The 23,869-nt window shown below is 64.0% G+C and carries 21 protein-coding genes; 10 read left to right on the top strand and 11 right to left on the bottom strand.

Annotation, left to right across the window (positions count from 1 at the left end; genetic code table 11):
• Position 1: 1 nt before the first annotated feature.
• A complete protein-coding gene (locus AC1DWT_RS07680) occupies positions 2-241 on the top strand; it encodes a gas vesicle protein GvpG (RefSeq protein WP_074933626.1) in 240 nt (79 codons plus the stop codon).
• A 507-nt stretch (positions 242-748) separates the two neighbouring features.
• On the opposite strand, the gene AC1DWT_RS07675 is transcribed toward AC1DWT_RS07680, so the two are convergent.
• The 3 genes from AC1DWT_RS07675 to AC1DWT_RS07665 all read right to left on the bottom strand — a co-directional run bounded on the left by AC1DWT_RS07675 (position 749) and on the right by AC1DWT_RS07665 (position 2,967).
• A complete protein-coding gene (locus tag AC1DWT_RS07675) occupies positions 749-1,450 on the bottom strand; it encodes a pyridoxamine 5'-phosphate oxidase family protein (RefSeq protein WP_477920128.1) in 702 nt (233 codons plus the stop codon).
• An 87-nt stretch (positions 1,451-1,537) separates the two neighbouring features.
• Positions 1,538-2,698 (bottom strand): globin domain-containing protein, encoded by a 1,161-nt coding sequence (locus tag AC1DWT_RS07670; protein WP_477920127.1) that lies wholly within the window; start codon positions 2,696-2,698, stop codon positions 1,538-1,540.
• Positions 2,686-2,967, bottom strand: a complete 282-nt coding sequence (locus AC1DWT_RS07665) for a hypothetical protein (RefSeq protein ID WP_477920126.1) — start codon at positions 2,965-2,967, stop codon at positions 2,686-2,688. The genes AC1DWT_RS07670 and AC1DWT_RS07665 overlap by 13 nt, the downstream gene beginning before the upstream one ends.
• Before the next feature lie 62 nt (positions 2,968-3,029).
• Here AC1DWT_RS07665 and AC1DWT_RS07660 point away from each other — a divergent pair, with 62 nt between their 5' ends.
• Positions 3,030-3,215, top strand: coding sequence for a hypothetical protein (locus AC1DWT_RS07660; protein WP_477920125.1), 186 nt, complete (start codon positions 3,030-3,032; stop codon positions 3,213-3,215).
• Between the two features lie 827 nt (positions 3,216-4,042).
• Here AC1DWT_RS07660 and AC1DWT_RS07655 read toward each other — a convergent pair.
• Entirely contained in the window at positions 4,043-4,267 is a 225-nt protein-coding gene (locus AC1DWT_RS07655) for a DUF3263 domain-containing protein (protein WP_072951848.1), read from the bottom strand.
• Positions 4,268-5,041: 774 nt separating this feature from the next.
• The gene (locus AC1DWT_RS07650) at positions 5,042-5,230 is read right to left on the bottom strand and encodes a hypothetical protein (RefSeq protein WP_477920124.1); all 189 of its coding nucleotides are present in this window, start codon (positions 5,228-5,230) and stop codon (positions 5,042-5,044) included.
• A gap of 167 nt (positions 5,231-5,397) precedes the next feature.
• On the opposite strand from AC1DWT_RS07650, the gene AC1DWT_RS07645 reads away from it, so the two are divergent.
• The 7 genes from AC1DWT_RS07645 (at position 5,398) to AC1DWT_RS07615 (ending at position 11,057) form a co-directional block, all read left to right on the top strand.
• Positions 5,398-5,898 carry a hypothetical protein gene (locus AC1DWT_RS07645; protein WP_477920123.1) on the top strand — a complete coding sequence of 167 codons (501 nt, stop codon included), beginning with the start codon at positions 5,398-5,400 and terminating at the stop codon, positions 5,896-5,898.
• 120 nt (positions 5,899-6,018) lie between these two features.
• On the top strand, positions 6,019-7,272 hold the full coding sequence (locus AC1DWT_RS07640; RefSeq protein WP_477920122.1) for a vWA domain-containing protein: 1,254 nt from the start codon (positions 6,019-6,021) through the stop codon (positions 7,270-7,272).
• Positions 7,269-7,463 (top strand): hypothetical protein, encoded by a 195-nt coding sequence (locus AC1DWT_RS07635; protein WP_477920121.1) that lies wholly within the window; start codon positions 7,269-7,271, stop codon positions 7,461-7,463. The genes AC1DWT_RS07640 and AC1DWT_RS07635 overlap by 4 nt, the downstream gene beginning before the upstream one ends.
• Positions 7,460-8,650, top strand: a complete 1,191-nt coding sequence (locus tag AC1DWT_RS07630) for a hypothetical protein (RefSeq protein WP_477920119.1) — start codon at positions 7,460-7,462, stop codon at positions 8,648-8,650. Before AC1DWT_RS07635 ends, AC1DWT_RS07630 begins: the two co-directional genes overlap by 4 nt.
• Positions 8,651-8,719: 69 nt before the next feature.
• Positions 8,720-10,021 carry an AAA family ATPase gene (locus AC1DWT_RS07625; protein ID WP_477920199.1) on the top strand — a complete coding sequence of 434 codons (1,302 nt, stop codon included), beginning with the start codon at positions 8,720-8,722 and terminating at the stop codon, positions 10,019-10,021.
• A gap of 31 nt (positions 10,022-10,052) precedes the next feature.
• Positions 10,053-10,397: a hypothetical protein gene (locus AC1DWT_RS07620; protein WP_477920118.1), complete on the top strand. Its 345-nt coding sequence runs from the start codon at positions 10,053-10,055 to the stop codon at positions 10,395-10,397.
• A gap of 243 nt (positions 10,398-10,640) precedes the next feature.
• Positions 10,641-11,057: a hypothetical protein gene (locus AC1DWT_RS07615; protein WP_477920116.1), complete on the top strand. Its 417-nt coding sequence runs from the start codon at positions 10,641-10,643 to the stop codon at positions 11,055-11,057.
• Between the two features lie 397 nt (positions 11,058-11,454).
• On the opposite strand, the gene AC1DWT_RS07610 is transcribed toward AC1DWT_RS07615, so the two are convergent.
• Complete coding sequence (locus AC1DWT_RS07610) at positions 11,455-12,918, bottom strand: NAD(P)/FAD-dependent oxidoreductase (protein WP_477920114.1); 1,464 nt, start codon at positions 12,916-12,918, stop codon at positions 11,455-11,457.
• Between the two features lie 435 nt (positions 12,919-13,353).
• On the opposite strand from AC1DWT_RS07610, the gene AC1DWT_RS07605 reads away from it, so the two are divergent.
• The gene (locus tag AC1DWT_RS07605; protein ID WP_477920113.1) at positions 13,354-16,809 is read left to right on the top strand and encodes a protein kinase domain-containing protein; all 3,456 of its coding nucleotides are present in this window, start codon (positions 13,354-13,356) and stop codon (positions 16,807-16,809) included.
• A 164-nt stretch (positions 16,810-16,973) separates the two neighbouring features.
• On the opposite strand, the gene AC1DWT_RS07600 is transcribed toward AC1DWT_RS07605, so the two are convergent.
• From AC1DWT_RS07600 to AC1DWT_RS07580, 5 genes are all read right to left on the bottom strand, one after another.
• Complete coding sequence (locus AC1DWT_RS07600) at positions 16,974-18,434, bottom strand: APC family permease (protein ID WP_477920112.1); 1,461 nt, start codon at positions 18,432-18,434, stop codon at positions 16,974-16,976.
• 148 nt (positions 18,435-18,582) lie between these two features.
• Positions 18,583-19,791 (bottom strand): alanine racemase, encoded by a 1,209-nt coding sequence (gene alr / locus AC1DWT_RS07595; protein WP_477920111.1) that lies wholly within the window; start codon positions 19,789-19,791, stop codon positions 18,583-18,585.
• 581 nt (positions 19,792-20,372) lie between these two features.
• A complete protein-coding gene (locus tag AC1DWT_RS07590) occupies positions 20,373-21,587 on the bottom strand; it encodes an aminotransferase-like domain-containing protein (RefSeq protein ID WP_477920110.1) in 1,215 nt (404 codons plus the stop codon).
• Between the two features lie 40 nt (positions 21,588-21,627).
• A complete protein-coding gene (locus AC1DWT_RS07585; RefSeq protein ID WP_477920197.1) occupies positions 21,628-22,383 on the bottom strand; it encodes an SDR family NAD(P)-dependent oxidoreductase in 756 nt (251 codons plus the stop codon).
• A complete protein-coding gene (locus AC1DWT_RS07580) occupies positions 22,376-23,656 on the bottom strand; it encodes an aminotransferase family protein (protein ID WP_477920109.1) in 1,281 nt (426 codons plus the stop codon). The genes AC1DWT_RS07585 and AC1DWT_RS07580 overlap by 8 nt, the downstream gene beginning before the upstream one ends.
• Between the last annotated feature and the right edge of the window lie 213 nt (positions 23,657-23,869).

Below are 23,869 nucleotides of genomic sequence, written 5' to 3'. Positions count from 1 at the left end.
GATGGGTCTGTTCTCGTTCATCGTCACCTTGCCGCTGCAACCGGTCAAGGGGGTGATCTCGCTGGCGGAGTTGATCCAGCGGCAGGTCGAGCAGGAGTTGCACGATCCGGCGCGCGCCCGCCGGGCGCTCGAGGAACTCGAGGAGGCCCGGGAACGCGGTGAGATCACCGAGGAGGAGGAAATGCAGGCACAGCAGGCGATCCTCGACCAGATGACGGGCGGTGGCGGAGCCATCCCCTGAGCGAGTCCGGCACACGCCACAGAGCCGGACCTTGCCCGGCCGCACCGGTCGGGGACTCGGGTGGAGAGGCGAGTGTATCCGGGCCCCACCCCACAGCGCCGCGCTGCCGCTGCAACCGGCGCAGATCGAGGGGTCGCGGGTACGTCACCGATGTCGGGGTCCGAACGTATGGGTTCCGGGAGTGCCCCGGACAGGGGTTCGGCCGGGAATGCTCTCGCATTCTCGGCCGGATCTCTGCTTCTCGAGCTCTTCACCGCAATCCGATTACTCTCTCGATCCGCACCGTCGACGTTACGCGCGTACCGCCTCCGCAACAATGACCGAGCGGCCGCTCAACAGGTGGTCAGCGGGGTGCGCCGGGCGTAGTTGCGAGGATTGGAACCGGGGCGTCGAGCGTGTACCGGGTGACCTGATCGACGGGGGTGCGGAACTGCCTGTGCCCGCGCACAGCCTGGGCGCTGCACGGGGCTATCGCCCAGTTCTCCAGGACGAGGTGAAAATCCGTGTTCAGTGGTCGCCGGCGTCGGCTGTCGCGTCACGGATCGTCGACTCCGCAGGGGTGGCCGACCGCTGCACGCCGACCGTGGTGCTCGCCGACTCGTCCTGGCGTGGAGTCGATTTCGCGTCGAAGTAGTCACCACCCTTGCGTGGGGCATTGTAGGTTCCCCGGCAGCGGTGCCGGGGCGCCGGAACCATGCGGGGAATGTGCTTGCGGCAGTGGATGTATGCCTCCTGCACCGTGATCACCACCCACCGTTCGGACAGACGGCCACCGCCGTGATCGGCGGGCAGGTCGGGCACCGCGGCCCGCAGGTCCTCGTCCTCCACGATCCGAGCGGAGCCGTTGATGTGCAGGCCGACGAGGTCACGAACGAAGTCCACGAGGAGGATCCCGACGTGCGGGTTTTCGGCGATGTTGCCGAGGCTCGCCATCACCCCGTTTCCGCGGTACTCCGGATACGCCAGCGTTCGCGGGTCGATGACGTGCATGAATCCTTGTTCGCCGGTGCGCAGGCTGTTGTCGCACTCGCCGTCGGCGTCGGCGGTCGCCACGAACGCGATCTCCTGACGGCCCACGAACTCGATCATCGCCGGATTGAGGTGATCGAGCATCTGGTCGGAGTAGAACCGGGTGGCGCGCTCCTGTGTTCCGAACTTCCATTGGAGAATTCGTTCGCCGACGCTGCCGATCGGGGGGCGGGCACTCATGACGCTCCTGACGGGAATCGAGGGCAACTCGGTCGGCGCTCACCCTACGTGACTGTTCAGTAACTTCCGCAGTGCCCGATCCACCTCTCAGTACAAGGGATCGTGGCAGATGTCGGCGGAATCGACGCCCGCGGCCATCAGCTGGTACTTCGTGGCGCGAACCATGGACGGTGAGCCGACGACCTGGATGTCGTGATCGGTCCAGTCCCCGTACGTGGCGACGACGCGTCCGAGCTGGCCGGTGAGCAGATCGTGCATCCCGGCCGGATTCTGGGTGTTTCCCGAGACCCACCACGGGTTGTCGCTGTTTTCGATGACCGGGACGACGGTGAGCCACGGGCAGGTCCGAGACAGCCCCCACAGGATATCGAGGTCGTAGAGGTCGCAGGGGTACGTCCCGCCGACGAACACATGGGTCCGGGGAGTGTCGTCGAGTCGGGGCATATCCAGCAATTGCGCCCGCAGCGGCGCGATTCCGGTCCCTTCGGCGATCATCAGGCGACGTCGACCCGGCCGCCGTGACACGCCGAGGCCGCCGAGCGGGGAGCCGATCAGCCAGGTGTCGCCGATGCGGGTGTCTGTTGTGATCGCAGGGCTCACCCAGCCACCGGAGACGCGGCGGACATGGAATTCGACGATCCGGTCGGGGTGCGGAGGGGTGGCGAAGGAGAGGTAACGCCACATCCGGGGGCGAGTGGGTACCTGCACACTCACATACTGACCAGGGACATACGGCATGGTCTGGTCGAGTTGGAGACGAACGATGGCAAGGTCGTCGAGGACTCGGTGGTGGTTGATCACGGTGCCGACCCAGGTGGGCGGCCCCTGCTCGGCGTTCGCCGCGTCGGTCATGGTGGCGACGATCAGGGCGATCGCGTCGCGCCATGCGCGCTCGGTCTCGTCGGTCCACAGTTCGGTCCCGGTCAGGTTGGCCAGCGCCGCGATGAGTGCGTCTGCGACGGCGTTGTAGTGGTCATCGGTGACGCCGTACTTGCGGTGATCACGTCCGAGTTGCGCGAGCAACGGCAGGACCTCGTCCGGTGTGTCCAGCTGGTCGATGACGTATCCGATGGCGTGCATGAGTCGGTCGCGCTGGTCGTCCATGGCGGCCGGAAAGTGTTGGCGGATCTCGGGGTTGGAGGCGAACAGGACGGCATAGAAGGCTCGCGCGAAAGCGTTCTCGCCCCCTGGGGACGCTCCGACGGATTTGAAGCTTGATCTGACCAATGAAGTCGTCAGAGAGTCCACGACAATCGCCGCCTTTGATAGTGGGAGAACGGGTCGGTGGGTTCGTCGACGTGGTGCAGGTCGAGTTGGTGGTCGCGGATGAGCCCGTCGATGAGATCGCCGCGGATCTCGTCGGTGCGGGTCCGGGACAGCACCGTGGCGGTGGACCGGTCCAGCACCGTGATGGTGAGTCCGGAGCCGTCGAGGTCGATGCGGACGCGGGTCGTGTGGTCTCCGAGTACACCGGTCTCCTCGAGTAGCCGCAGCGCCGCCGTCTCCGCGGGTACCACCTGCGCGTGGTGGAGTTGGTGCCGGGCCGCCGCCGCACCACGCCGGCCTGCTGGTGATCCTGGTGGGCGACGGCCAGCGGGTGGTCGTCGCCGGAATGCTCGGCGAGCAGGGTGCCGACGGTTTCCGCGGCGAGTTCCTCCGGGTGGGATCCGGCGGTGCCGACGGCCCGCGAGCGGGACTTCGCTGCGCCGGTGCTCTCTTCGTCCGGGTACGCGCCGCACCGCACTCGCTCCGATGGACACCCTGAGATTCGAACTCATAACCAAATTATAACGTTTCGGTCACAGGAGCGTGAAGGGGGGCGGAAGCGGAACGCCTGCAACGCAACGCGACGCTACCCCGTTGTGACGGCTGACTACACGACGCTCGAGCGCTGTAACGACAGGGTCCACAAGGGATTCCGCTGCTCGAGCGTGCTTGTTCCATTCGGCGTCGAGTTCTGCGGACAAGCAAGGACGACTCCGCAGCCTCTTGCGCGGGCAAGCCGTCGCCGGTCGATCGGGAGGTCACCGACCGGTCGTTGACCAGGGGTGCCTGGAAGTCGGCATTCTCGAACTCGAGGGCCCTGCTTGCGAAGGCCAGACGCCGCCTCGACGAGGTCTCCGCCGAGATCGACTCCCTCCAGGAACATCGAGCACCACCGAGGTAAGCGACGGACACACCCCCCAAAGCTCGGACCTCGCCGCCCAGACCACCACGACACTGACGATGACGTCTCCGCCGCCGACCCGGCTCGGGGGGATACCGCGCGGGGGTGCACACCTGGCAGGTGTCCCGCCCAACGAAGCTCCGACAGCAACGGAGCTACCGCGCGGGCACCGCTCCCGGACCCGCCGCCCGCGGGGCCGGAATCCCATGAGCCCTTTCCAGCACCAGTGCTACGAAAATAATTGATCCACAACGGTTCGCGCTCTTCGCGGTCGTGATGCGCTGATGTCGCGTTTCCCRCGTGCCCGGACACCGCGCGGTTGCGAACCCGGGGCCCTGCGGTCACCGACGGGAGACCCTCCGGCGGGGAACGCTTCCGGGTGCCCAGCCGCCGCGGCGGGGCCGGGTTGATCGGTGCCGGTGTGGTCAGGAGCCTGCCCACAGACGTCGGCGAGCAACGGCCTTCATCGTCTCGACCAGTTTCGGTTGCAGTGGCGTCGGCGGGTCGAGTTCGAGGTTAGTGTGCAGTTCCCGAAAGAATTCGGTGGGGCTCATCCCGAAGTCCGCCAGGATGGTCTCTTCCGGGCCGCCGCCGTGGCTGTACCAGCGCAGCTCGAAGGACACCATCCGGCTCATCGGTGCAGCACTCATCTGGCCACCCCTTTCCCGTCTCGTCGTTCGTGTGCTCGTGTGCTCGTGTGCTCGTGTGCTCGTGTGTTGTGCATTGGTGGGGAGGTGTGATGCGCCCGGGGTTCAGTGACGTACCGCGCTTGCCACGAAGCCCGCGAATTGTGCACCGCATCATTTCCGACCACCTCGAATAGTGTCACCCTCGCAATTCAGGCAATGAGCGCTCAGGCGGTAGAAATTTCGGCTCCACGAGAATATTTCGGCGCCGCGCGAACAATTTTCTCGGACCCGTCCCGGACGTGTGCGACCGTCCGGATGAGCGCTCCGAACCGTCGACGGAAACCGGGCCTCACACCAGCATGAACCGCTCGGGCCGGTCCGACCGCTCCCCGACGGGTGGTTCGACACCGGCGTGCCGCCGGGCCTGGCAGACATTGCAGTTTGCGCAGTTCAGCGTGGTGCTCGGCTCACCTTTTGGCGAGCCGAGCACCACCGCTTCCCGTCCTACGGTGCGGTGTTCCGGACGCTTCGGGCGGTCAGCCGATGCCGCCGCCGATGCCGAAGCTCAACTGAAGCCAATGGAGGAACGCCTCGAGAGCGACGTTGAAATCAATTCCTGCAGAACCCATGCAGATTTCACTCCTTCTGCTGTGGTCGGGTATCCACGCGAACGTTGTTTCGCGCTTATTTCCTTTATCGGACGGACCAGTCGGCCGCGTTTCACATAAATCCGGATTTCCCAGTCTGTGAAATTAAACAACCGACCAGATTAATTCGCCCACGAGGGATTCACACTCACTGGCGCCCGCCTGACCTGCGGATGCGGCCGAGGTCGGCGGTGGAGGATGCGTGTACCGCACCCTCGACCACCGGCCGGACCGTCGGGGTGGTCCGGCCGATGTCGCCGACGCGGTGCGATCCCTGGCCGGGCGACCACCCGACGAGCGCCTCGCCCGCCTGGATCCGCGTCCGGCGGACACGCATCCAGAGGTTCCGTTCTGGTGGGTCACCACGCCCGCATGTGTCACCCGTGGAAGGCCATTGCGGCGTCGTGCCGCGGACACGACGGTTCAGGTCGCTGGTGTGAGGAACTTCAGCTGGACCCGGAGTGGGAATGCTCTCGGGCTGTCCACCAAGGACTCGATGAGGGCATGACCATCCTCGACGGAGATGATCATGAAATTGGAGATGCCTTGATCTCCAGCGCCATACTGCGCACAGCGAACCATCCGCCCCGGAGTGCGGGTGTGGGCGCCCCGGTGGAGGTATCAGCGCCGGGCGACGACAGTCGTGCTGCTACAGCCTGCGGCCGCGCGACCGCAGCGCCCGCCGACACCGCCCTTCCGGTGCCAGTCGTCGGGATCACCACGCTGCCCACGGGATTCCCCAGCCTCGTCTACACGCAGGTGACGGTGCGCACCGACCCGGAGCGGCGGGGTATCACCGAGTTCGTCGGCTACTGCTCCTGCACCGTGCATTGGCGCAACATGTCGACCGGAGTGGGAGGAACCATGGTCCCGGCGGTCAAGCCGACACCCGTCGTCACCGGCTCGGGAGCCCTGGTTGCCGCCATGACGGTCGACGGCCGGTCCGGCGTTGTGGCGCAGCGCGTGGGGGCCGCTGATCGCGGCGGCGGAAGCGGGTGCACCTGATGTGGCGGGTGCTGCGGCGCGGACGTTGGCGAAGGCGCGGCCCGCCAAGGCTGTGGTTCCGGCTGCGGCGAAACGGTTCTCCCCAATGTTGGTGGCTGCGGGTCTGGTCGGTGAGGCGGCGTGAGCGCGGTGCGGGTACTCGACCCGGACGAGTTGCGCGCGTTTCGGTTGGCCCGGTTGGTCTCTGCCGAACAGATGCCGTACTTCATGCGGGCGTTGTTCGCGGCGCAGCCGGTGGCTGCGCCGGGGCTGGGCACGTTCGCGGTGGATGCGCAGTGGCGGGTGTATCTCGATCCGGCGTTGCTGGTCGGTGCGGACGCGTGGCCGGTGCCGGTGGCGGGTGCGGTCCTGTTGCACGAGGTTGGGCACTTGCTGCGGGCACATGCCGCGCGCGCAGAATTCTTGCCGAAGCCGGTCCAGCATCTGGCGTGGAACTACGCCGCCGATGCGGAAATCAACGATGACCTTCTCGCGGCCGGTGTCGGACTGCCCGAAGGGGTGATCACCCCGGAGTCGCTCGGGTGCGCATCGGGAGGCATTGCGGAGGACTACTACACGAACCTGGTCGATCCGTCTGCCCCTTCATCTCCGAACGCAGACGGCGATGGTGATCCGGGGTGCGGGTCCGGTGCGGGGTGCCCTGCTGTGCCCGGCGAGTTGGGTGCGGCGGGGAGTGAGGTCACCGAAGGTCTCGACGGCGCGGAGGCTGACCTGGTGCGGCGGTATGTCGCGCAGGCCGTTCGTGAGTCTTCGGGAAAGGGGCGGGGGAGCGCCCCGGCCGGGTTGGCACGGTGGGCCGGTGAGGTACTGGCACCGCCGACGGTGGCATGGGATCGGCTGTTGCGTGCGGTGATCCGGCGCGTTGTGGCGGATCAGGCGGGGCGGACGAACTACACGTATTCGCGACCCTCGCGGCGCGGGATCCCGGGCATCGTCGCTCCGGCGATGCGCGGCCCGTCGATCACGGTCTCGATTGTGGTCGACACGTCGGGATCGATGTCGGCAGACGATCTGGATGCGGCGATGAGTGAGGTCGCCGGGGTGCTGCGGGCTGGCGGTGTGGCACGTGATCGGGTGCGGATTCTGGCCTGTGATGCGTCGAGCACCACGGCGCAGCCAGTTCGGTCCATCGCGGACGTGACACTGATCGGCGGCGGCGGCACCGACATGCGGGTGGGTATCGAGGCGGCCAACGCTGCGCGCCCGCAGCCGCATGTGGTGATCGTCCTGACGGACGGGGACACGCCCTGGCCGGATCGCCCGTCGCGGTCGCATCTGGTGTGCGCGGTGATCGGCAGCGACACAGCGACGGGGCGTACACCGTCGTGGGCGTCGACGGTGTCCGTGCCGGTCGGCGCGGGAGCACGCGCATGAGCGCGGCAGACGGCGGCGACCTCGTCCGCTACGCCGACCGGGTGTTGGCCGGTACCGGGATCACCGCCCACCAGGTCGCGGCGGTGGTGGCCGGTACGGCGACCGATGCGGCGGCGGCGGCACTGCGCGCCGGTTGGCGCTGTGCCGCGAATCCGGTGCAGGAGACCGGCGAGCAGCGGGGCGCGGCATGAGCGTGGAATGGTTCGACCTCGCTCAGCGGCTCTATGCCGCCGAAACCCGGTCGCCGGTCGCTCGGCTCACGCACACCACATTCGTGCCGTCCACGGCGGCGCTGGCGGTGCGCGCGGTCGCCCGTGCTGGCAGCGTCACCGTGGCAGTGGCCGGGTTCGGCGGCCGCGAGGAACGGGCCCGCGACATCGATGCCCTGGCACTGCTGGCCGCACACGGCGGCACCCTCGTGGGGCGCTGCGACCCGGCACCGTTGCTCACCGACGACACCGGCACCGTGCCTGCCCTGCTGACGCTGGCGCGGGCGCACGCACACCACCCGGACCCGCAGGTGGCCGGCGCGGCGGCCATGGTGGCGTGGTGGGCGGATCGGGCAGACCATCCCGGCACCTCGGCGGTGGTGAATCTGGTGACCGCGTCGTCGGCGCGGTACGTCCTCGGCACCACCCCTCAGGCCGAACGGTCGGCGACCACGTGGCGGCACTGGTTCGGCATCTGCGATGACAGCGTCAGCGGCTTGCACGAGTGGGCCGCGACGATCGGCGGCGGACCGCTGCTGCCACTCCTTGCGCCGATCCACGAGGACGACCGTTACTCGTGGGACCGCGCGCTGTCGGCAGCGACAGCCGGACACGATTGGTCGCGCCCGGACAACACCGCCAGCGCCGCCATGGGACTGCGCACCCGATGCGATGCCGCCGACCTGAAAGCTGCCGCCCTGCTCGATGATCCACTCTGGCGGCAACGCGCAGTCCATACCGGGCACGTGGCGGTCGGGGTGGCATCGGTGACCCCGCCGCCGATGCGGTCGCGTCGGCGGAGCGTATCGCTGTCGGTGACCTGCGAGCGGCTCGATTCACGGTTGCGTCTCGGATCCGAGGTCACCGGCTGGATGGGCAGCCCAGCGGACACACCCTTCGAGCAGTTCTCTGCCGAGGTCACCTCGGCACAGGTCGTGGAGGGAAAGCTGGTCCTCGGTCTCGGCCCGGTCGGCGCACACGCCCCCGCGCCGGGAGCACGGGTGTGCGTGATGCCGAGGTCGCCGTCCCCGCAGACGATGCGCGCGGGGCGGGGCCGATACTGGCGGCTCTACCGTGCCCGCCGTTCCTGGCTCTCCACCGGCCACACACCGGTCGCTACGCGGCGTGAGGTTCCCCTCGACGTGCTGATCGCAGGCGCAGAGGACTAGCCCCGGCAACCTGCACCCAATCCCTAAACATTCTGCATTACAACACCTTTCGTGAAAGGTCGCACCGTCATGCGCATCCTCGCCCCCCGCCCCGAAAACCCCAACCCGGCACCGGCGAACGCACCGGCACCCAGGCCGAGCGCGCCACCACTCACACCGTGGCCGGGATCGCAGATCATGTCCGACCCGATCACCGCCCGTGTGCTGTTCTCGGTGTGGTCGGGTGATCCCGCGGTTGTCGTCCCGTCGCCACCCGGTGCAGGCAAGACCCGACTGGTCGCCCTTCTCGCGGCAGCATTGGCGCACCGCGCGGACCTGCGTGTCGGCATCGCGGCCCAGACCCGGCAGCAGGCAGTGGAGATCGCGCGGCGCCTGGGAACCCTCACCGATCGCGCGGCACTGATGTGGAAAGCGAAACCGCCGAAACCCGACAGCGGGCAGACGCCAGCGGTGTCGGGGCAGAAGGTGCGGTGGCCCGGTGAGGTGGGCGCGATCCTGATCGGCACGACCGCCCGATGGCTGTTCTCGGACCCCGGCCGCGTGGCGGCGGACGTGCTCGTGGTCGACGAATCCTGGCAATGCACCTACGCCGATCTGGGCGCACTCGGCGCCATGGCCCGGCAGGTGGTCTGTGTCGGCGATCCCGGTCAGATCGATCCGGTCGTGACCGGCGACGTGTCTCGATGGGACGGCAGCGACACCGCCCCGAACCTGCCGGGACCGATCGCGCTGCAAGCCGCACACGGCGACGCGGTGGGCGTGGTCCGGCTGCGCCACACCTGGCGACTCGGACCCGGCACCACCGCCCTGATCGGGCCGTTGTTCTACCCCGACCTGCCGTTCACCTCCCGCCGACCCCCGGAGCACCTGACCGACGCAGGCGGAGTCGTGCTGCCCGAGCTGGCGCACCGCCTCGTCACCGTCTGCGGCGGCCCGTCCGATCCGGCGCTGGTGACCGCGTGCGCACAGCGGGCGCGCGAATTGCTCGACGCGGAGCTGGTCACCGCCCAGGACCAGCGACCGATCAGCGCCGCCGATATCGCGGTAGTGGTTCCCCACGTGACGCAGGCGGCAGCGATCCGCGCCCTGCTGTCCGATCACCCGGACGTGCTGGTCGGCACCGCGAATTCCTTGCAAGGGCTCGAGCGTGCCGCTGTGGTGGTACTGCATCCGCTGGCCGGATACCGCACCGCCGAGCCATTCAGCCTCGATCCGGGCCGCGCCTGCGTGATGCTCTCCCGCCACCGCGCCCACATGAGCGTCGTCATCGATGACGCGAGCGCCGCCGTACTCGCCTACACCGAACCCTCGACCGCGCACGCCACCAATACCGCACTGTTGGCCGCGCTGCACCGCACTCCCGCTGTGTAGCAACCCATCACAACGAAAAGGGATTCAGAAAATGTCCGATGACATCATGACCGAGTTCCGCGCAGCCCGGCTGCCCGGCGTCGACTCGCCAGCCCAGCTGGCAGCCGCATTCGCGGGGAGGACCCGTCCGAACTTCACCTACGACTACGACGAGGGTTCTCAGGTCCACGACAACGGTGTCCGCGCGTTACGGGCAGGGGATGGGCTGATCAGCTACGCCCGCATCTGCAATACCGACCGGGAGGAGGCCATGACGGTCTTCGGGGACTTCCTCGGTGATCTGCACCATCTGGCCGATGCGGTGGGCGTCGACTGGGACGAAGCGCAGCGAAGGGGAGCGGTCCACTACACCGCCGAACTGTACGGCGCGGACTAAAGGGAACTGACGGCCCGGCGGTCCCACGGACTCGTTCGGCCGGCAGTCCCCGGCACCGGGTGCGCCGGGGACCGGTACTTCCCGATTCCCGTGTGGCCATCACACGCGTCGACCGCTCTGATTCATGCGTGTCGCTCTGCGTGCCGACCAGCGTTTGATTCCGCGTGTCGACCTGCGTGTCAAAATGCGTGCAGACACGCGAGTAAAGATGCGTGTGATTCAGCGAGTCCTTCTCTAGCATGAATGCCGAAGGTCCCGGAGATACGCGGACGTAGGCGGGTTGGTCAGTGGCCGTCCCGGAGTGCAGCAGAGGAGCGAGGCATGGTGCAGGCCGGAAAGCGGAAGGGCGCTCGCCAGCGTCCGACCGGGGCGGGGAACGGGCGTGCAGTGCGATCGCCGGATGAAGTTCTCAGCGCAGGAGGAGATTCCGACGCGATGGGACCGACCGTGGGGGCGGTAGCGAAGCTGGAACCGCGGAGGGGTCCGACCAAAGTGCAACTCAATACCCGGGTTCTGGCCTCGACGGAGGCGCGGTTGAACTGGCTGGTGAAGAACCGCAACTTCTCGGTGACCAGCGTGGTGGACGTGGCCCTGCAGGAGTTGTTCGACCGCCACCACGTACCGCCGGCGGACGTCGAGGGCCGGATCGTGGAGCAGTAAACGTGACCCGTCCGTGGGAGCAGATTGCACTGTTCGACCTGCACGAGCCAGCACCCGCCCCGGAGCCTGGCGACGATGCCACCGAGATCGCACCGGCGGAAATAGCTCCAGCGCAAATAGCTTCGGTGGCACCGCCGGCACCCGCCGCTGCCGCGGATCTGCTGAATGCATCGGTGACCGAGCCGGCGTCAACACCACCCGCACCGGTATGGGAGACATTGCCCGCAGGAGAAGAAGCCGATGGCCATGCGTTGATCGTGACCGCCGCGGGGACGTATACGCCGTCCGGGCGCGAGAAACCGAGTCTGCAGAGACTCGATCTCCGTAAGTTGCAGGACGGTTAGGCTCACTTCTCCAGCATGCCACAGGAGCGCCACCGGTCCGCGCAGGTCAGAGGTCAATGCCGACCACTGACAAGATCGGCCAGATGTCCGATCTTGGACGGTCGCCCAGTCCGCGCTTCGGCCCGATCTGCGTAGCGGTACGCGGTGTACAGGCTCGACGCGCCGATCCAACGAATCGGCTCCGGCTCCCAGCGCCCGCTGTGGTGGTTCACCCATGGCAAGGACGTCAGCTCGCTGTCCGCCCCCAGCACGAGGTCGCGGACGGTTCGCGCGGCCAGGTTAGTGCCGGAGACACCGTGACCGGAATAGCCCCCTGCCAGGACGAGGCCGCCGCGCTTTTCGTAGCTGATCGAGCTGCTCCAGTCACGGGGCACTCCGAGGACCCCGGACCAGCTGTGGTGGAGTTGGACGTCACGCGTCGCAGGGAACAGCGTCCTCATGTGCTGACGCAGTTGGAGGATCGCCTTGGTCGCAGTTCGGCCGGCCGGGTCGAACCGGGAGGCAAAGTTGTAGGGCACGCCGCGGCCGCCGATAGTCAGACGGCCGTCCGCGGTGCGCTGCATGTAGCAGTAGCTGTGCCCGCTGTCTCCGAGAAGGTGAGCACCGTTCCATCCGATCTCAGCCCAAACCTCCGTGGTCAGCGGTTCGGTCACAACCATGCTGCTGTTCATCGGTATGAGCGTGCGCTTCTCCCCGCGTAAGGAGCCTGTGTATCCCTCCAGAGCGCGGACGACGACATCAGCGCGCACCACACCTCGGTCGGTAAGTACCTTCTTCGGTTGGAGGTCAATCGCGGTCGTACCCTCGTAAATAGCCACACCAAGCTTCTCGACAGCCTTAGCCAGCCCCACCATGAGCTTGGCGGGGTCGATACGCGCACAGTGGGGCGTGCGGTAGCCACTAACCGCGCCGGCAACGTGCACTCGCTTCGATACCTCCGCTGCGTTCAGCCACTCGAGGTCGTCGTCAGTCCATCCTTGCTTCAAGAGCCCATCGAATCGAGCGCGTAACCGTGATTCCTGCGCTGGGTTGGTGGCGACATACATCAGCCCATCCTTGACGGCATCGGCGTCGATATCCTCCGATTCCATCACTGAAAGGACCTCGTCGACCGTTTGAAACATTCTTCGCTGCAACGCCTTCGTCGCGTCTGCTCCGCCGTCGCGAACGTAATGACGGAAGAGCCCCGCGGGCTCTCCGCTGAGCCATCCTCCGTTGCGGCCCGACGCGCCGTATCCGGCGAATCGCCGTTCGATGATCGCGATCCGCAGACTAGGGTCTGCCTTCTTCAGGTAGTACGCCGTCCACAGCCCGGTCATGCCGGCACCGACGATAGCGACGTCGACCTCTCGGTTGCCGCCGAGAGGAGGACGCTGAGTGGGAATGCCTGTCTGYTGGAACCAGTGGGAGACGCCGCCATTGAGAATGTTGCCGTCCGGTAGCGGTGTCAATTCGGGGCTGTTCGAGACGGTGTCGGTGCGGCTCGAAATTGATCTGGTTGGGGAGAGGAAGTTCATGGCGTGGACACTACGAAAAGTTGCGGTAGATCGGCAATTGTTCAAATGTCGCAAAGACCCGATCCAGTGTGTCAGACGGATAAACGCTCTTCGCTGGTGCATTCGGTAAGGGCTTTCTTTGATACCGGCGGCCTTACGCCGCGAGGGAAGTTCTCAAGCACCGGGCGGAATCCCGGCCAGGTTGCGATAGTGGTTCGCCTCGTTCTCTTGCGGATGCCGGTGAGTCTTGAATCAGGGCGGTGGCGCACGCGGTGTGGCGGTTGGTGATCGTCGACACCCCGCCGGTCAGGTAGGAAAAAGACAACTTGGTCCTATTGAAACGGCTAACRCACCCAGTCGTGCGAAACGGCGCGAACGGACCTGCTTCGCTGTAGTCGCTCGTTGATGGGGTATGGCGATATCCTGAGTGGATCATTCCGAGGTGGTGCACAACGGATGGACAACGAACCGTGGGCGATCAGTCACGGTACGACAACGCCGACTGACTTGGTGGCCGCTGGCTTCGAGGGTGCGGTGGAGATAGGCCGTGGGGGTTTCGGCGTCGTGTACCGCTGCGTGCAGCGGACCCTCGACCGCACCGTGGCAATCAAGGCTCTTTCATCTGTTCTGGATACGGACAATCTGTCGCGTTTCGTGCGCGAGCAACGCGCCATGGGACGGTTGTCAGGGCATCCCAATATTGTCGACATCTACGACGTTGGGGTGACGGACAGCGGCCGCCCGTTCCTCGTGATGCCATTCCACCCTCGAGGGTCTCTCGATTTCCAGCTTCGGCAAACCGGACCGCTACAGCTGTCCGAGGTACTGAAGATCGGCGTCAAAGTGGCCGGTGCCCTGGAATCAGCGCACCAGTCGGGGACACTGCACCGCGACGTCAAGCCCGCCAACATCCTCATCACCGTATTTGGCGAGCCACAGTTGACCGACTTCGGAATCGCACGGATCTCGGGTGAGTTCGAGACCTCGTCGAACATCATCACCGGATCGCCGACATTCACCGCTCCGGAAGTACTCGAAGGTGCTCCGCCTGATGCCAAATCTGACGTCTACAGCCTTGCTGCCACGGTATTTTGTCTGCTTGCCGGGCACGCACCATTCGAGCGGCGAAGAGATGAGCAACTGATCTCCCAGTTCATCCGAATCACCACTCAACCGATTCCGGATCTCCGCGCCGTCGGAGTCCCCGATGATGTGTGCGAGGCGCTCGAGAAAGCAATGGCGAAGACGGCAGCCGAACGACCCGAGACCGCCGCCGACTTCGGACACCAGTTGCAAGAAATCCAACGAAATCTCGGACTGAGCGTCGACGAAATGAGAGTGCAAAGCAGTAAGTCGGCCGGAGAGCTTGACGACACCGCCGCCATACCGATGCGATCGTCCGCCGCTGACCCGGCAGCACACCATCGTCCCCCCGACACTGCCCCACCAGTTCCCGTCACGAAGTTCCGTCCCCCCACCCACACCCGCGATCCGGTACCACGACAGCGTCTCCTCGATGCGCTCCGCTCGGCTCCCCGGCGACAATTGACGCTAATTCAYGCCCCAGCAGGGTTCGGAAAGAGCACTCTCGCTGCACAGTGGCGTGAGGTACTGGTCGGCGAGGGAACCACAGTCGCATGGTTCACGGTGGACCAGGACGATAACAATGCCGCCTGGTTCCTCACGCATCTCATCGAAGCCATTCGTCGATCACAGCCTAGACTCGCGGATGGTCTGGGGCAGGTCCTCGAGGAACACGGACGGGCGGCCACGCGATACGTGTTGACCTCCCTCATCAACCAAATCCACGAGGGAAGCTACGAACTCGCCGTCGTCATCGACGATTGGCATCGCATTAGCGATCCGCACACACGAGCCGCGGTGGAATTTCTGCTGGACAACGGTTGCCATCACCTCGTTCTGATCGTTACCAGTCGCAACGTCGGCGGTCTGCCCGTCAGTCGGATGCGAGTTAAGGACGAACTCTACGAAATTGACTCGAATGATCTAAGTTTCGATCTTGAAGAGTCTCGCGAGTTTCTCACTGATCGCACTTCCATCGCTCTCGATACCGACGACATCACTGCGCTCAGGGACTCTACCGACGGTTGGGTCGCTGCTCTGCAGCTGGTGACTCTCTCGCTGCGTGGAGTTACCGAACCGGCAGATCTCCTCCGGCACCTATCAGGCAATCATGAAACGATCAGTGAATACCTGGCCGAGAATGTCCTTGGCGCACTCGAACCCGATGTGCTGGACTTTTTGCTCGTTACATCGATCCCAGAACGGATTTGTGGTGATCTGGCATCAGTGTTGGCCGACGTCCCCGACGGGAGTGCGAGACTCGAACAGATCGCCGCGCGTGACCTGTTCCTCACGAGAATCGACGATGAGGAAGATTGGTTCCGATACCATCACCTGTTCGCGCGTTTGCTTCATCGCCGACTCGTCCGAGACGAACCGGAAAGGACCGTCGAGCTTCATCGCCGAGCATTTGAATGGTTCGGGGCGCGCCACCTGTTAGCCGAGGCCATCGATCATGCTCTTGCGGCAGATGAGCCGAGATGGGCCGTCGATCTGCTCGAGAGCGACCGAGCGTATCTTCTTGACCAGTCGCAGATGGCTACGCTGCTGGGCCTCACCGCCAAACTAGCGCTCGATTCCGTCGAATCCAGCCCCAGGTTGCAACTCGCCATCGGCTGGGCCACCAGTGAACTTCAACGCCCAGAGGAAGCCCAGAGTGCCCTGAACCGGGCACGGCGGCTTGTTCACACCGGGCAGTTCGGCGACACCGAGGCCGTCAGACTACGCATCGAGGGCGATGTACTGCAGAGTGCGATCGAGATTTCGGCCGATCGCATGGAGGGGGTTGAGGCCCTAATCGACGAATGCCTGACTCGGCCCGAGCTTTCCGATGCATTCGTCGTATCGGCGGCCGCGATGGTCGCAACCATCGTCAAATTGTTTACTTTCGAATTCGCCGAGGCGGTACGCGTACAGGATTGGGCTACAAGCTATCATCGTCGAACCAGCGGCCCATACACCGTCGCCTACGGGCTTTGCTACGCAGGTCTGGCGTACAGCGAACAGCTCGATCTAAGCAACGCCATAAGCAGGTATGAGAGCGCGCTTTCACTCGTCAGAGAGTCCGGAAGCATTCACTCACAACCGGCGCGCCTCACACGAGCGCTTATCGGAGAGTTGCGATACGAGCAGAACGATCTCGCGGCCGCTGAGAAGCTCCTCGATGAGACCTTCGATGTGGACACGTTGGGCGGTTCGCCTGATTTTATGCTGCGCCACTACACCCTAGGGGCCAGAATCAGGGCTCTTCACGGAGACGATGCGGGTGCTGCGAGTCATCTCGATGAGGGCGAACGGATCGCAGCATTGCTGGCGTTGCCACGGCTGCGGGCGGCGGTCATGAACGAACGTGTAAGGCTCGAACTTCCTGTGCCGACTTCATTTATCCCTTCGGCACACCGAGCGCGGCTACCCGGAGTTGATGGGATCAATTCCATTACAGCGCAATTGGATGATGAAACCGCCATTCTCCTGCTCCTAAGGGCGCATGTGCCAGACCAGACCGTTGTCGCCTGTCAGTGGGCGGAGGAGTGGGTAGAGGTACTGAGTGGGCTAGGCCGCAACAGGTCGTTGCTTCGTGCGCGACGCTTGTTGGTAATGTGCCTGATCTCCGCAGGCCGGGCGACGGACGCGATGTCAGTGCTGAAATCGGTTGTCGTCGAATGCGCTGGCCGCCGAATGGTGAGGTATCTGCTTGATATGGGTCCCGGGGGCACGGAGGTCGTGGCGTCCTTGCGGGAGAGCATCGCACGTGGGTCGTGGACGACGGTTACCAGTCAGCGCGATGCCGAGTTCCTCGACTTGGTGCTACGGGCGGCGAAGGAGTAGGTCTGCGCCACTTCGCTCTCCCTCAATCCTGCCCCTCAGGTGGGTTTGCCCGACCCCTGGATGCATCGATGTGGTCCGACGCCGGAGTCGGCGCCGGACCACAAGACACGTGCGGACCGAGAATTACACCTGCAGAAGTAGTGAACTCCGGTCCTGCCGTGGAGCTAGCTTACGATCGCGTCATCTTCGGCGGGAACGTCCCGTCGAACTGCGGTCTGCTTACGTCCCCACCCGAGGTAATACGTGAAGGCGATCAGAACCCAGATGCCGAAGATGACCCAGGTGGTCGAGCTGAGGCCGGTCAGCACGTAGGCGCAGGCGACCACCGTCGCAATCGGTGTGAATGGATACAGTGGGACGCGGAAACCTGACCGGAGAGTCATGGTGCGCCGGGCAGTCATCAATGAGATCGCTACCACGATGAATGCGACCATAGTGCCGACGCTGGTCACGTCAGCGAGTGCGTCGAGTGGAACGAACGCGGCCGCAGGGGCGACCACCGCAGCAACCGCCAACGTATTGAAGACGGGTGCATGAGATTTGGCATTCACCTGGGCGAATCGAGGCGACACAATCGCGTCGCGACCCATCGAGAACAGAATGCGTGTCTGGCCGTAGAGGGTCACGAGGGTCACCGAGAAAATCGAGATGACGGCTCCAGCAGCGAGGACCATGCCCGGCCACTTCTGTCCGGTGACGTTTTGCAGGATCGTCGACAGGCCGGCTTCCTGGCCGTGAAATTCGGTCCAGTGTTGAGCACCGACGGCGGCGACTGCGACGAGCATGTAGATAACAAGGACGATCGTCAGCGCGAAAATGATCGCGCGGGGCACAGTTCTTTGTGGATCCTTAACTTCTTCACCAGCGGTGGATAGAGCGTCGATTCCGACGAATGTAAAGAAGATCGTCGCGCTGCCGGCACCGACTCCTACCGCGCCCATCGGTGCGAAATCGGCGAAGTTGTCGGTATTGAACGCGGTGAAGGCCACCACGGCRAAGAATCCGAGCACAGCCAGCTTCAGGATGACCATGATTGTGTTGACCAACATCGATTCGGTCACACCGCGCAGGAGCAGGACCGTACACATAACGACCAAGATCGCGGCCGGTAAATTGATGATGCCGGTGTTCCCCGCGCCATCCGAGACACCGGGCGCGTGGAGCGCCCAGTACGGCATGTTCAGTCCGGTGATATCGAAGAGCAGTTGGTTGAGGTATCCGCTCCATCCCACGGCTGAGGCGGCGGTTGCGACGCCGTACTCAAGCATCAGGCATGCGGCTACGCCCACGGCCACAAGCTCGCCGAGTACTGCATAGGCGTATGAGTACGCTGAGCCTGAAACCGGCATCGACGAAGCAAGTTCGGCGTAACACAGTGCAGCGAGCCCTGCGGCGACGCTTGCGATGACAAACGAAATGATTACTGCTGGACCGGCTTTAGGAACTGCGGTGGACAGCGAGAAGAAAATGCCGGTACCGATCGTACAACCAACGCCGATCATCGCTAGCTGGAAAGTACCCAGACTGCGGTTGAGCGAGGATCCGTCTTCTGGTGGTGAAACCGCTACCTTCTTCCGGAGTAGCTGCGATTTGAGACTTGGGGATGGTTCTGAGAACGGGACCATGGCAACTCCGAGATCGGTCGGGCGAAAAATGAACGGCTATGAGCGCTTCGCATTTCATTGTGCGCGCGGTCACAGCACGGTCAGTAGCCCGAATGTGGTGGTTAGGTGCGCAAAGATGTCCAACAAAGTGCGCAAGATCGGTGTCTCATCAGTTGATGTAGGAACGCGGAATACGGATATTGATTCCACAGAAGATCTCGTCCGGAATCGTTCCGGCCAGTGACGCGAGCTCAGCGACGGTAACGTCCTCGCATCCCTGTGGGCCCAGGAGCATCACCTCGTCGCCCGGGTGGACGTCGTGGTTTCCGCAGTCGACCATGAGCTGATCCATCGCAATTGTTCCTGCGATCCGGTGCCTACGACCGTTGATCAGGACCGAACCCCGATTTGAAAGATTGCGGGGATATCCGTCGGCGAAGCCGACCGGAACGGTAGCAATCGTGGTGTCCTCGGATGGACGGAAAGTCAATCCGTACGACACCCCATGCCCTGCGGGAACGCGTTTTACGTACGTGACCGCGCTGCGCCAGGTCAGAGTCGGACGCAATCCCGAGGCCCCGGGAAGCCGGTCGCTCGGGCTGACACCGAAAATGCCGATTCCGGCTCGAACCATGCCGAAATGTGTTTCGGGCCAAGCCATGATCGCGGCAGTGTTGGCGACATGGATCAGCGGCATCGAGTGGCCGCGCGAAGTTACTTCGACGAGTACTGCCCGCAGGCGATCGAGCTGCTCGAGCGTGAACGAGTTGTCAAGCTCGTCCGACACCGCCAGGTGTGTCCAGATCGCCCCGATCCGTATCCCATTCCGTGTGAGTTGTTCGACTATCTCGACAACGTGGGACGGGTTGGCCCCGACCCGATTTAGACCCGTGTCCACCTTCACGTGCGCAGCTGGTTCGACATTCAAAGTGGAGGCAGCTTGCACTAGCCGCCGCGCTCCGTCGACCGAATAGACCGCCGGTGTCAACCCTGCCTTGAGCGCGATGATCTCGGAGCCGGCAGGATACTCAGTCGTGACGAGGACGGGGGCAGTGATTCCTGCCCGCCGAAGGGTCAAGCCTTCCTCGACCATCGACACACCGAGCCATGTCGCGCCCGCGGCAAGGGCGGAGAGTGCGACCTCCTCAGCGCCGTGACCGTATCCATTTCCCTTGACCATTGCGAGAACTGCGGTGCCGGGCGGGCTGAGAGCTCGGATGTTGTGGCGGATGGCTCCCCGGTCCACCACGACTGTAGTCGGACGGGATCTGTGGTCTTTCGTTGAAAGCGATTGGAAGAAGTCGTGCGAGGACGTCGATCCCTCGGCATTGCGCTCAAGGGTCGGCTCGGAAAAGTGAGTGGGCCAATCGCTCTGCATCAGTTCAAAATCTTCCTACCCGAGCGTCTCTGCGACCGGATTCGTGTGGTAAGTAGGGTCAGAGATGCTGCAACGTCCTGACAGTGGAGGCGATATCGAACCGTCTTCTCGACTGCCATTCCCGACTCGGTCAGAGCGAGGATCGGGGTGCCGGACGGTCGTGATGTTCTCCAGCACGATCTGATCGGCTGATTCGCATCAGCGAGACTGGGCAACGTATATCCGATGCCCCAAGATGCGGTTCAACGTCGACGATCAGTCGTCAGCGAAGGTGCTTTTTGGCACCTACCCTGGCTTGATCCACCATTGGCTGCGGGGCAGTGCTGTCCGAACGGTCGGCCCCGCGCTGGGAAGCGAATCATCCGCGAGATGCGCGGTATGGGCAGTCGAGGAACCTGGCCATGATCGGGCGTGGTTCGATGGGAGCGCAACCTTTCGCGGGAGACTCTACTAGAGTGCACGTCTTTGGGGCGCTGTCGAATAGACAGGGAGACCAGTCGAGGAGCAACAGTCGACGCCGCGTTGGCGACGGCTCTGTTGTTCCTCGACTGGTCGTGGCCGAAGCGCGCCCAGGGCACGGATCAACGAGTAAGCGTCTCGATGCTGTTCGCGAGTCTACGGATGCCAATCGCAGTGCGTTCGGGGGATGTCGAAGCGAAGCACAGCCGTAGGGCGTTGGTGAATCCTCCGCTCGCGGACAGGGCGCTGCCGGGGATGAACGCCACGCCCTCGGCGAGCGCGACCTCGAACAATCTGTTGGTGTCGACATCGCCGTCGAGAGTGAGCCACAGGAAGAATCCGCCCTCAGGGTCGGTCCAGCGCGCGATCCCGGCGAGATGCTCCTGCAACTGGGATTGCATCGCGTGCTTGCGGGTTCGGTAGAGGGTGCGCAGTGAATCGAGATGCGAGGGGAGATGGCCACCCGCGAGAAACTCGCTGGCGACGAGCTGGCCCGGGAGGTTCGTACAGGTATCCATTGCCTGTTTTGCGGCGATCATCTTCTCGACGATGTCGGGGTGGGCGTCGACCCAGCCCACGCGCAGTCCAGGCGCAAGGACCTTCGAGAAGGTTCGGACAGAGAACACAAGGGGGTCGCCGTCGGAGAGCGCACGCAGGCTTGGAACGTGTCCACCCTCGAATCGGAGCAAACCGTATGGATCGTCGTCGATGATGATCGACTGCCATTCGCGTGCCAATTCGAGCAGCTTCTGCCGGCGTTCGAGGGATAGYGTCGTCCCGGACGGGTTCTGGAAGTTGGGGATGACGTAGATCGCCTTTGGCGTGCGTCCTGCCTGGCGAACGATCTCGGGGAGCAGCTCTACGACCATTCCGTTCTCATCGACCGGAACCTCGCGGATTTCTGCACCGTAGGAGAGCATGGTCGCAGTACCGTTGGTGTATGTGGGAGCTTCGACAATCACCAAGTCGCCGGGGTCGACGAACAACTTGCCAACGAGATCGAGGCCCTGCATACCACCGGAGGTGATCATCAACCGTTCACTCGTGGTTGCTTCCTCAGTGGTGTCCAAGAAGTCGAGGAGGGAAGCGCGGAGGAGGGGGTGACCTTCGGTCGCAGCGTAGTCGAAGACATCCGCACCGTGCGTGGAGCTGATGCGACTGCTGATGTCGCTGAGAAGTGCGACCGGGATAGCCTCTGCTGCAGGACTTCCCATTGCAAAGCGTACGATGTCGTGCGTCTGCCGCTGAAGCAGGGAGGTGCTTGAGTCGATCACCGACCCGACGAGAGAGTCGCGTCGCTGCGCCCACGGCAGTGTGGTCTGTACAATTCCGGTCATTTCCGATTCTCCGATTCGGTATGCAGTGTCAAGGGTCTAATCACTTGGCGGTGTAGCCGCCGTCAACAGGGATGGTCGTTCCGGTGACATAGCGAGATTCGTCTGAAGCCAGATATGTCACGGCGGCCGCAACGTCGTCGGGAAATGCGAGTCGGCCCAGCGGGATCTGGGATACGACGTCGTGTTCGGCCTGCGCGGGGTCAGGAAGGCCGGCGAGCCACGTGTCGTAAAGGGGGGTTTTCGTCATCCCCGGTGCCACATCGTTGACCCGGATGTTGCGCGGAGCGAGTTCGACCGCGGCGGCCCGCGTCAAGGCCCGGATCGCGCCCTTCGACGCACTGTAGATGGCCATCGTCGGAACTCCGATGGTGGCCAGACGAGACGTGATGTTGACGATGGATCCGCCGCGGTTGCCCATCGATTGTGCAGCTGCCTGCAGCAGCCGAAGATTGGCGAATGTGTTGATTTCGAAAGTTTCTCGTATCTCCCTCATCGGAGTTGTCACAAGATCGCCGGTGTGATCAAGCGCCGCGTTGTTGACGAGGACGTCCAATTTGCCGAACGCGTCGATGCAAGCCTTCGTTAACTCTTCCGCGGCATCGGGGTCGGTGATATCGGCTGCGTGGAAAAGGGCGCCGTTTCCGAGTGCGTCGGCGAGTTCTTTTCCCCGCAGTTCGTTCCGGCCAGTCACGAGAACCTGCGCACCCTCGGCATGCATGCGCGTGGCGATCGTGTGTCCGATCCCGGACGTGGCTCCGGTGACGATGACGGCCTTACCGGCGAGACGGTCAGACATTTGCAACCTCCTGAGGAGTCGAGGCGGAAAGGGCATCAAGGGTGTGTGAGATGCCGTCGAAAAGAATCTTCAGTTCGTCATCGGTGATGACGAATGGCGGGGAGATCTGAAGGCTGTGGCCGACAAGGCCTCGGACGAGAATGCCTTGATCGCGGAGATGCTCAACAGCCATCTCGACAGCCCGCGGGCGCGAGGGGAGTACATCGACGTTCAATTCGACAGCGCCAAGCAAGCCGACCGATCGTGTCTGCCGAACAAGCGGGTGTGCTGCGATTCCATCCAAGTGCGCAGCCAGCTTGGGGGCGAGATCACGCACGTTGCCGAGGAGGCTTTCGCGCTCGAGGATATCCAGATTGGTCAAAGCCGCTTGGGCGCAGGCGGGGTGCCCAGAATAGGTGTAGCCATGACGGAACATGCCCGCCTGCGGCGACCACAGCACGTCCCGCACCCTGCGCCCGACGAGCACCGCACCGAGGGGCAGATACCCGGAGGTGATGCCTTTTGCTGACGTGATCATGTCGGGCTCGATGTCATAGTATTCAGACGCGAACCAGGTACCCAGGCGACCGTATCCGGTGACTACCTCGTCCGCGATGAGGAGGATGTCGCGCTCTCGGCAGAGGTCGGAAACCTGCTTCCAGTAGCCGTCCTCGGGTGGGATGACACCGCCTGCTCCAATTACCGGTTCGCCGATGAACGCCGCAACACGACCCTCATACTGGTCGAGAACCTTCGCAAGTGCAGAAACGTCGTCGTTCGGAATATGCAATACGTCGTTGACCAGAGTGCCCCATCCGGCGGCGTTTGCCTCGATTCCGGCCAGGCTTGTGCCGAATGCATGCATACCGTGGTATGCCTCAGTGCGGGCAATGATGATGGTGCGTTCATATTCGCCACGCACCTGCCAGTAGCGACGCGCGATCTTGGCAGCGCTATCGACGGAGTCCGAGCCACCGCTGGTCAGGAACACGGCCGTCTCCCCCAGGGGGGACAGATCCGCGAGGCGCTCGGCCAGGGCGTTCGCGGGCGCATTCGAGTACACGTCGAACGTCGAGTAGGCGGCGAGCCGCTTCATTTGGGCTGCCGCAGCGTCGGCAATCTCGGCACGGCCGTGGCCGACATTGGCAAACCACAGTCCGGCTGTAGAGTCAAGGTACCGGCGTCCGTTGGAATCGGTGAGCCAGACACCCTCGCCACGTTCGAGTTCGACCTCGCGTCCAATGACTTTGGACATGTCCGAGAACGGATGCCAGAAGGCGGGTAAGGCAGTCATCGATGCTCCATCATTCGCTGAAATTGCTGTACTTCCACACTTGCGGTCGTGCGAAGCTGCGTCTACGCACAGGTTGATGTAAGACGCGCTGCGGTCATGCCACAGTTTTGAAGTCATCGCTCTGGCGAAACGAAAGAGCGCAGGTACGGACCGCTGGTATCTGCAGCAGACTATTCTTCCCCAAGGGGGCCGGAGCTCTGAACGTTGAGCGCC

It is taken from the genome of Rhodococcus sp. P4_B6 (assembly GCF_056402215.1).
The sequence above is the reverse complement of the archived record's forward strand: the minus strand, read 5'-3'. Positions and strand labels throughout refer to the sequence as shown.

Bases quoted from the DNA above. Each gene is read 5' to 3' on its own strand.
- alr (WP_477920111.1), bottom strand. From the start codon at position 19,791: ATGCAGAGCGATTGGCCCACTCACTTTTCCGAGCCGACCCTTGAGCGC.
- AC1DWT_RS07675 (WP_477920128.1), bottom strand. From the start codon at position 1,450: ATGAGTGCCCGCCCCCCGATCGGCAGCGTCGGCGAACGAATTCTCCAA.
- AC1DWT_RS07645 (WP_477920123.1), top strand. From the start codon at position 5,398: ATGACCATCCTCGACGGAGATGATCATGAAATTGGAGATGCCTTGATC.
- AC1DWT_RS07650 (WP_477920124.1), bottom strand. From the start codon at position 5,230: ATGCGTGTCCGCCGGACGCGGATCCAGGCGGGCGAGGCGCTCGTCGGG.
- AC1DWT_RS07635 (WP_477920121.1), top strand. From the start codon at position 7,269: ATGAGCGCGGCAGACGGCGGCGACCTCGTCCGCTACGCCGACCGGGTG.
- AC1DWT_RS07585 (WP_477920197.1), bottom strand. From the start codon at position 22,383: ATGTCTGACCGTCTCGCCGGTAAGGCCGTCATCGTCACCGGAGCCACG.
- AC1DWT_RS07615 (WP_477920116.1), top strand. From the start codon at position 10,641: ATGCCGAAGGTCCCGGAGATACGCGGACGTAGGCGGGTTGGTCAGTGG.
- AC1DWT_RS07655 (WP_072951848.1), bottom strand. From the start codon at position 4,267: ATGAGTGCTGCACCGATGAGCCGGATGGTGTCCTTCGAGCTGCGCTGG.
- AC1DWT_RS07630 (WP_477920119.1), top strand. From the start codon at position 7,460: ATGAGCGTGGAATGGTTCGACCTCGCTCAGCGGCTCTATGCCGCCGAA.
- AC1DWT_RS07680 (WP_074933626.1), top strand. From the start codon at position 2: ATGGGTCTGTTCTCGTTCATCGTCACCTTGCCGCTGCAACCGGTCAAG.
- AC1DWT_RS07580 (WP_477920109.1), bottom strand. From the start codon at position 23,656: ATGACTGCCTTACCCGCCTTCTGGCATCCGTTCTCGGACATGTCCAAA.
- AC1DWT_RS07625 (WP_477920199.1), top strand. From the start codon at position 8,720: ATGCGCATCCTCGCCCCCCGCCCCGAAAACCCCAACCCGGCACCGGCG.
- AC1DWT_RS07620 (WP_477920118.1), top strand. From the start codon at position 10,053: ATGTCCGATGACATCATGACCGAGTTCCGCGCAGCCCGGCTGCCCGGC.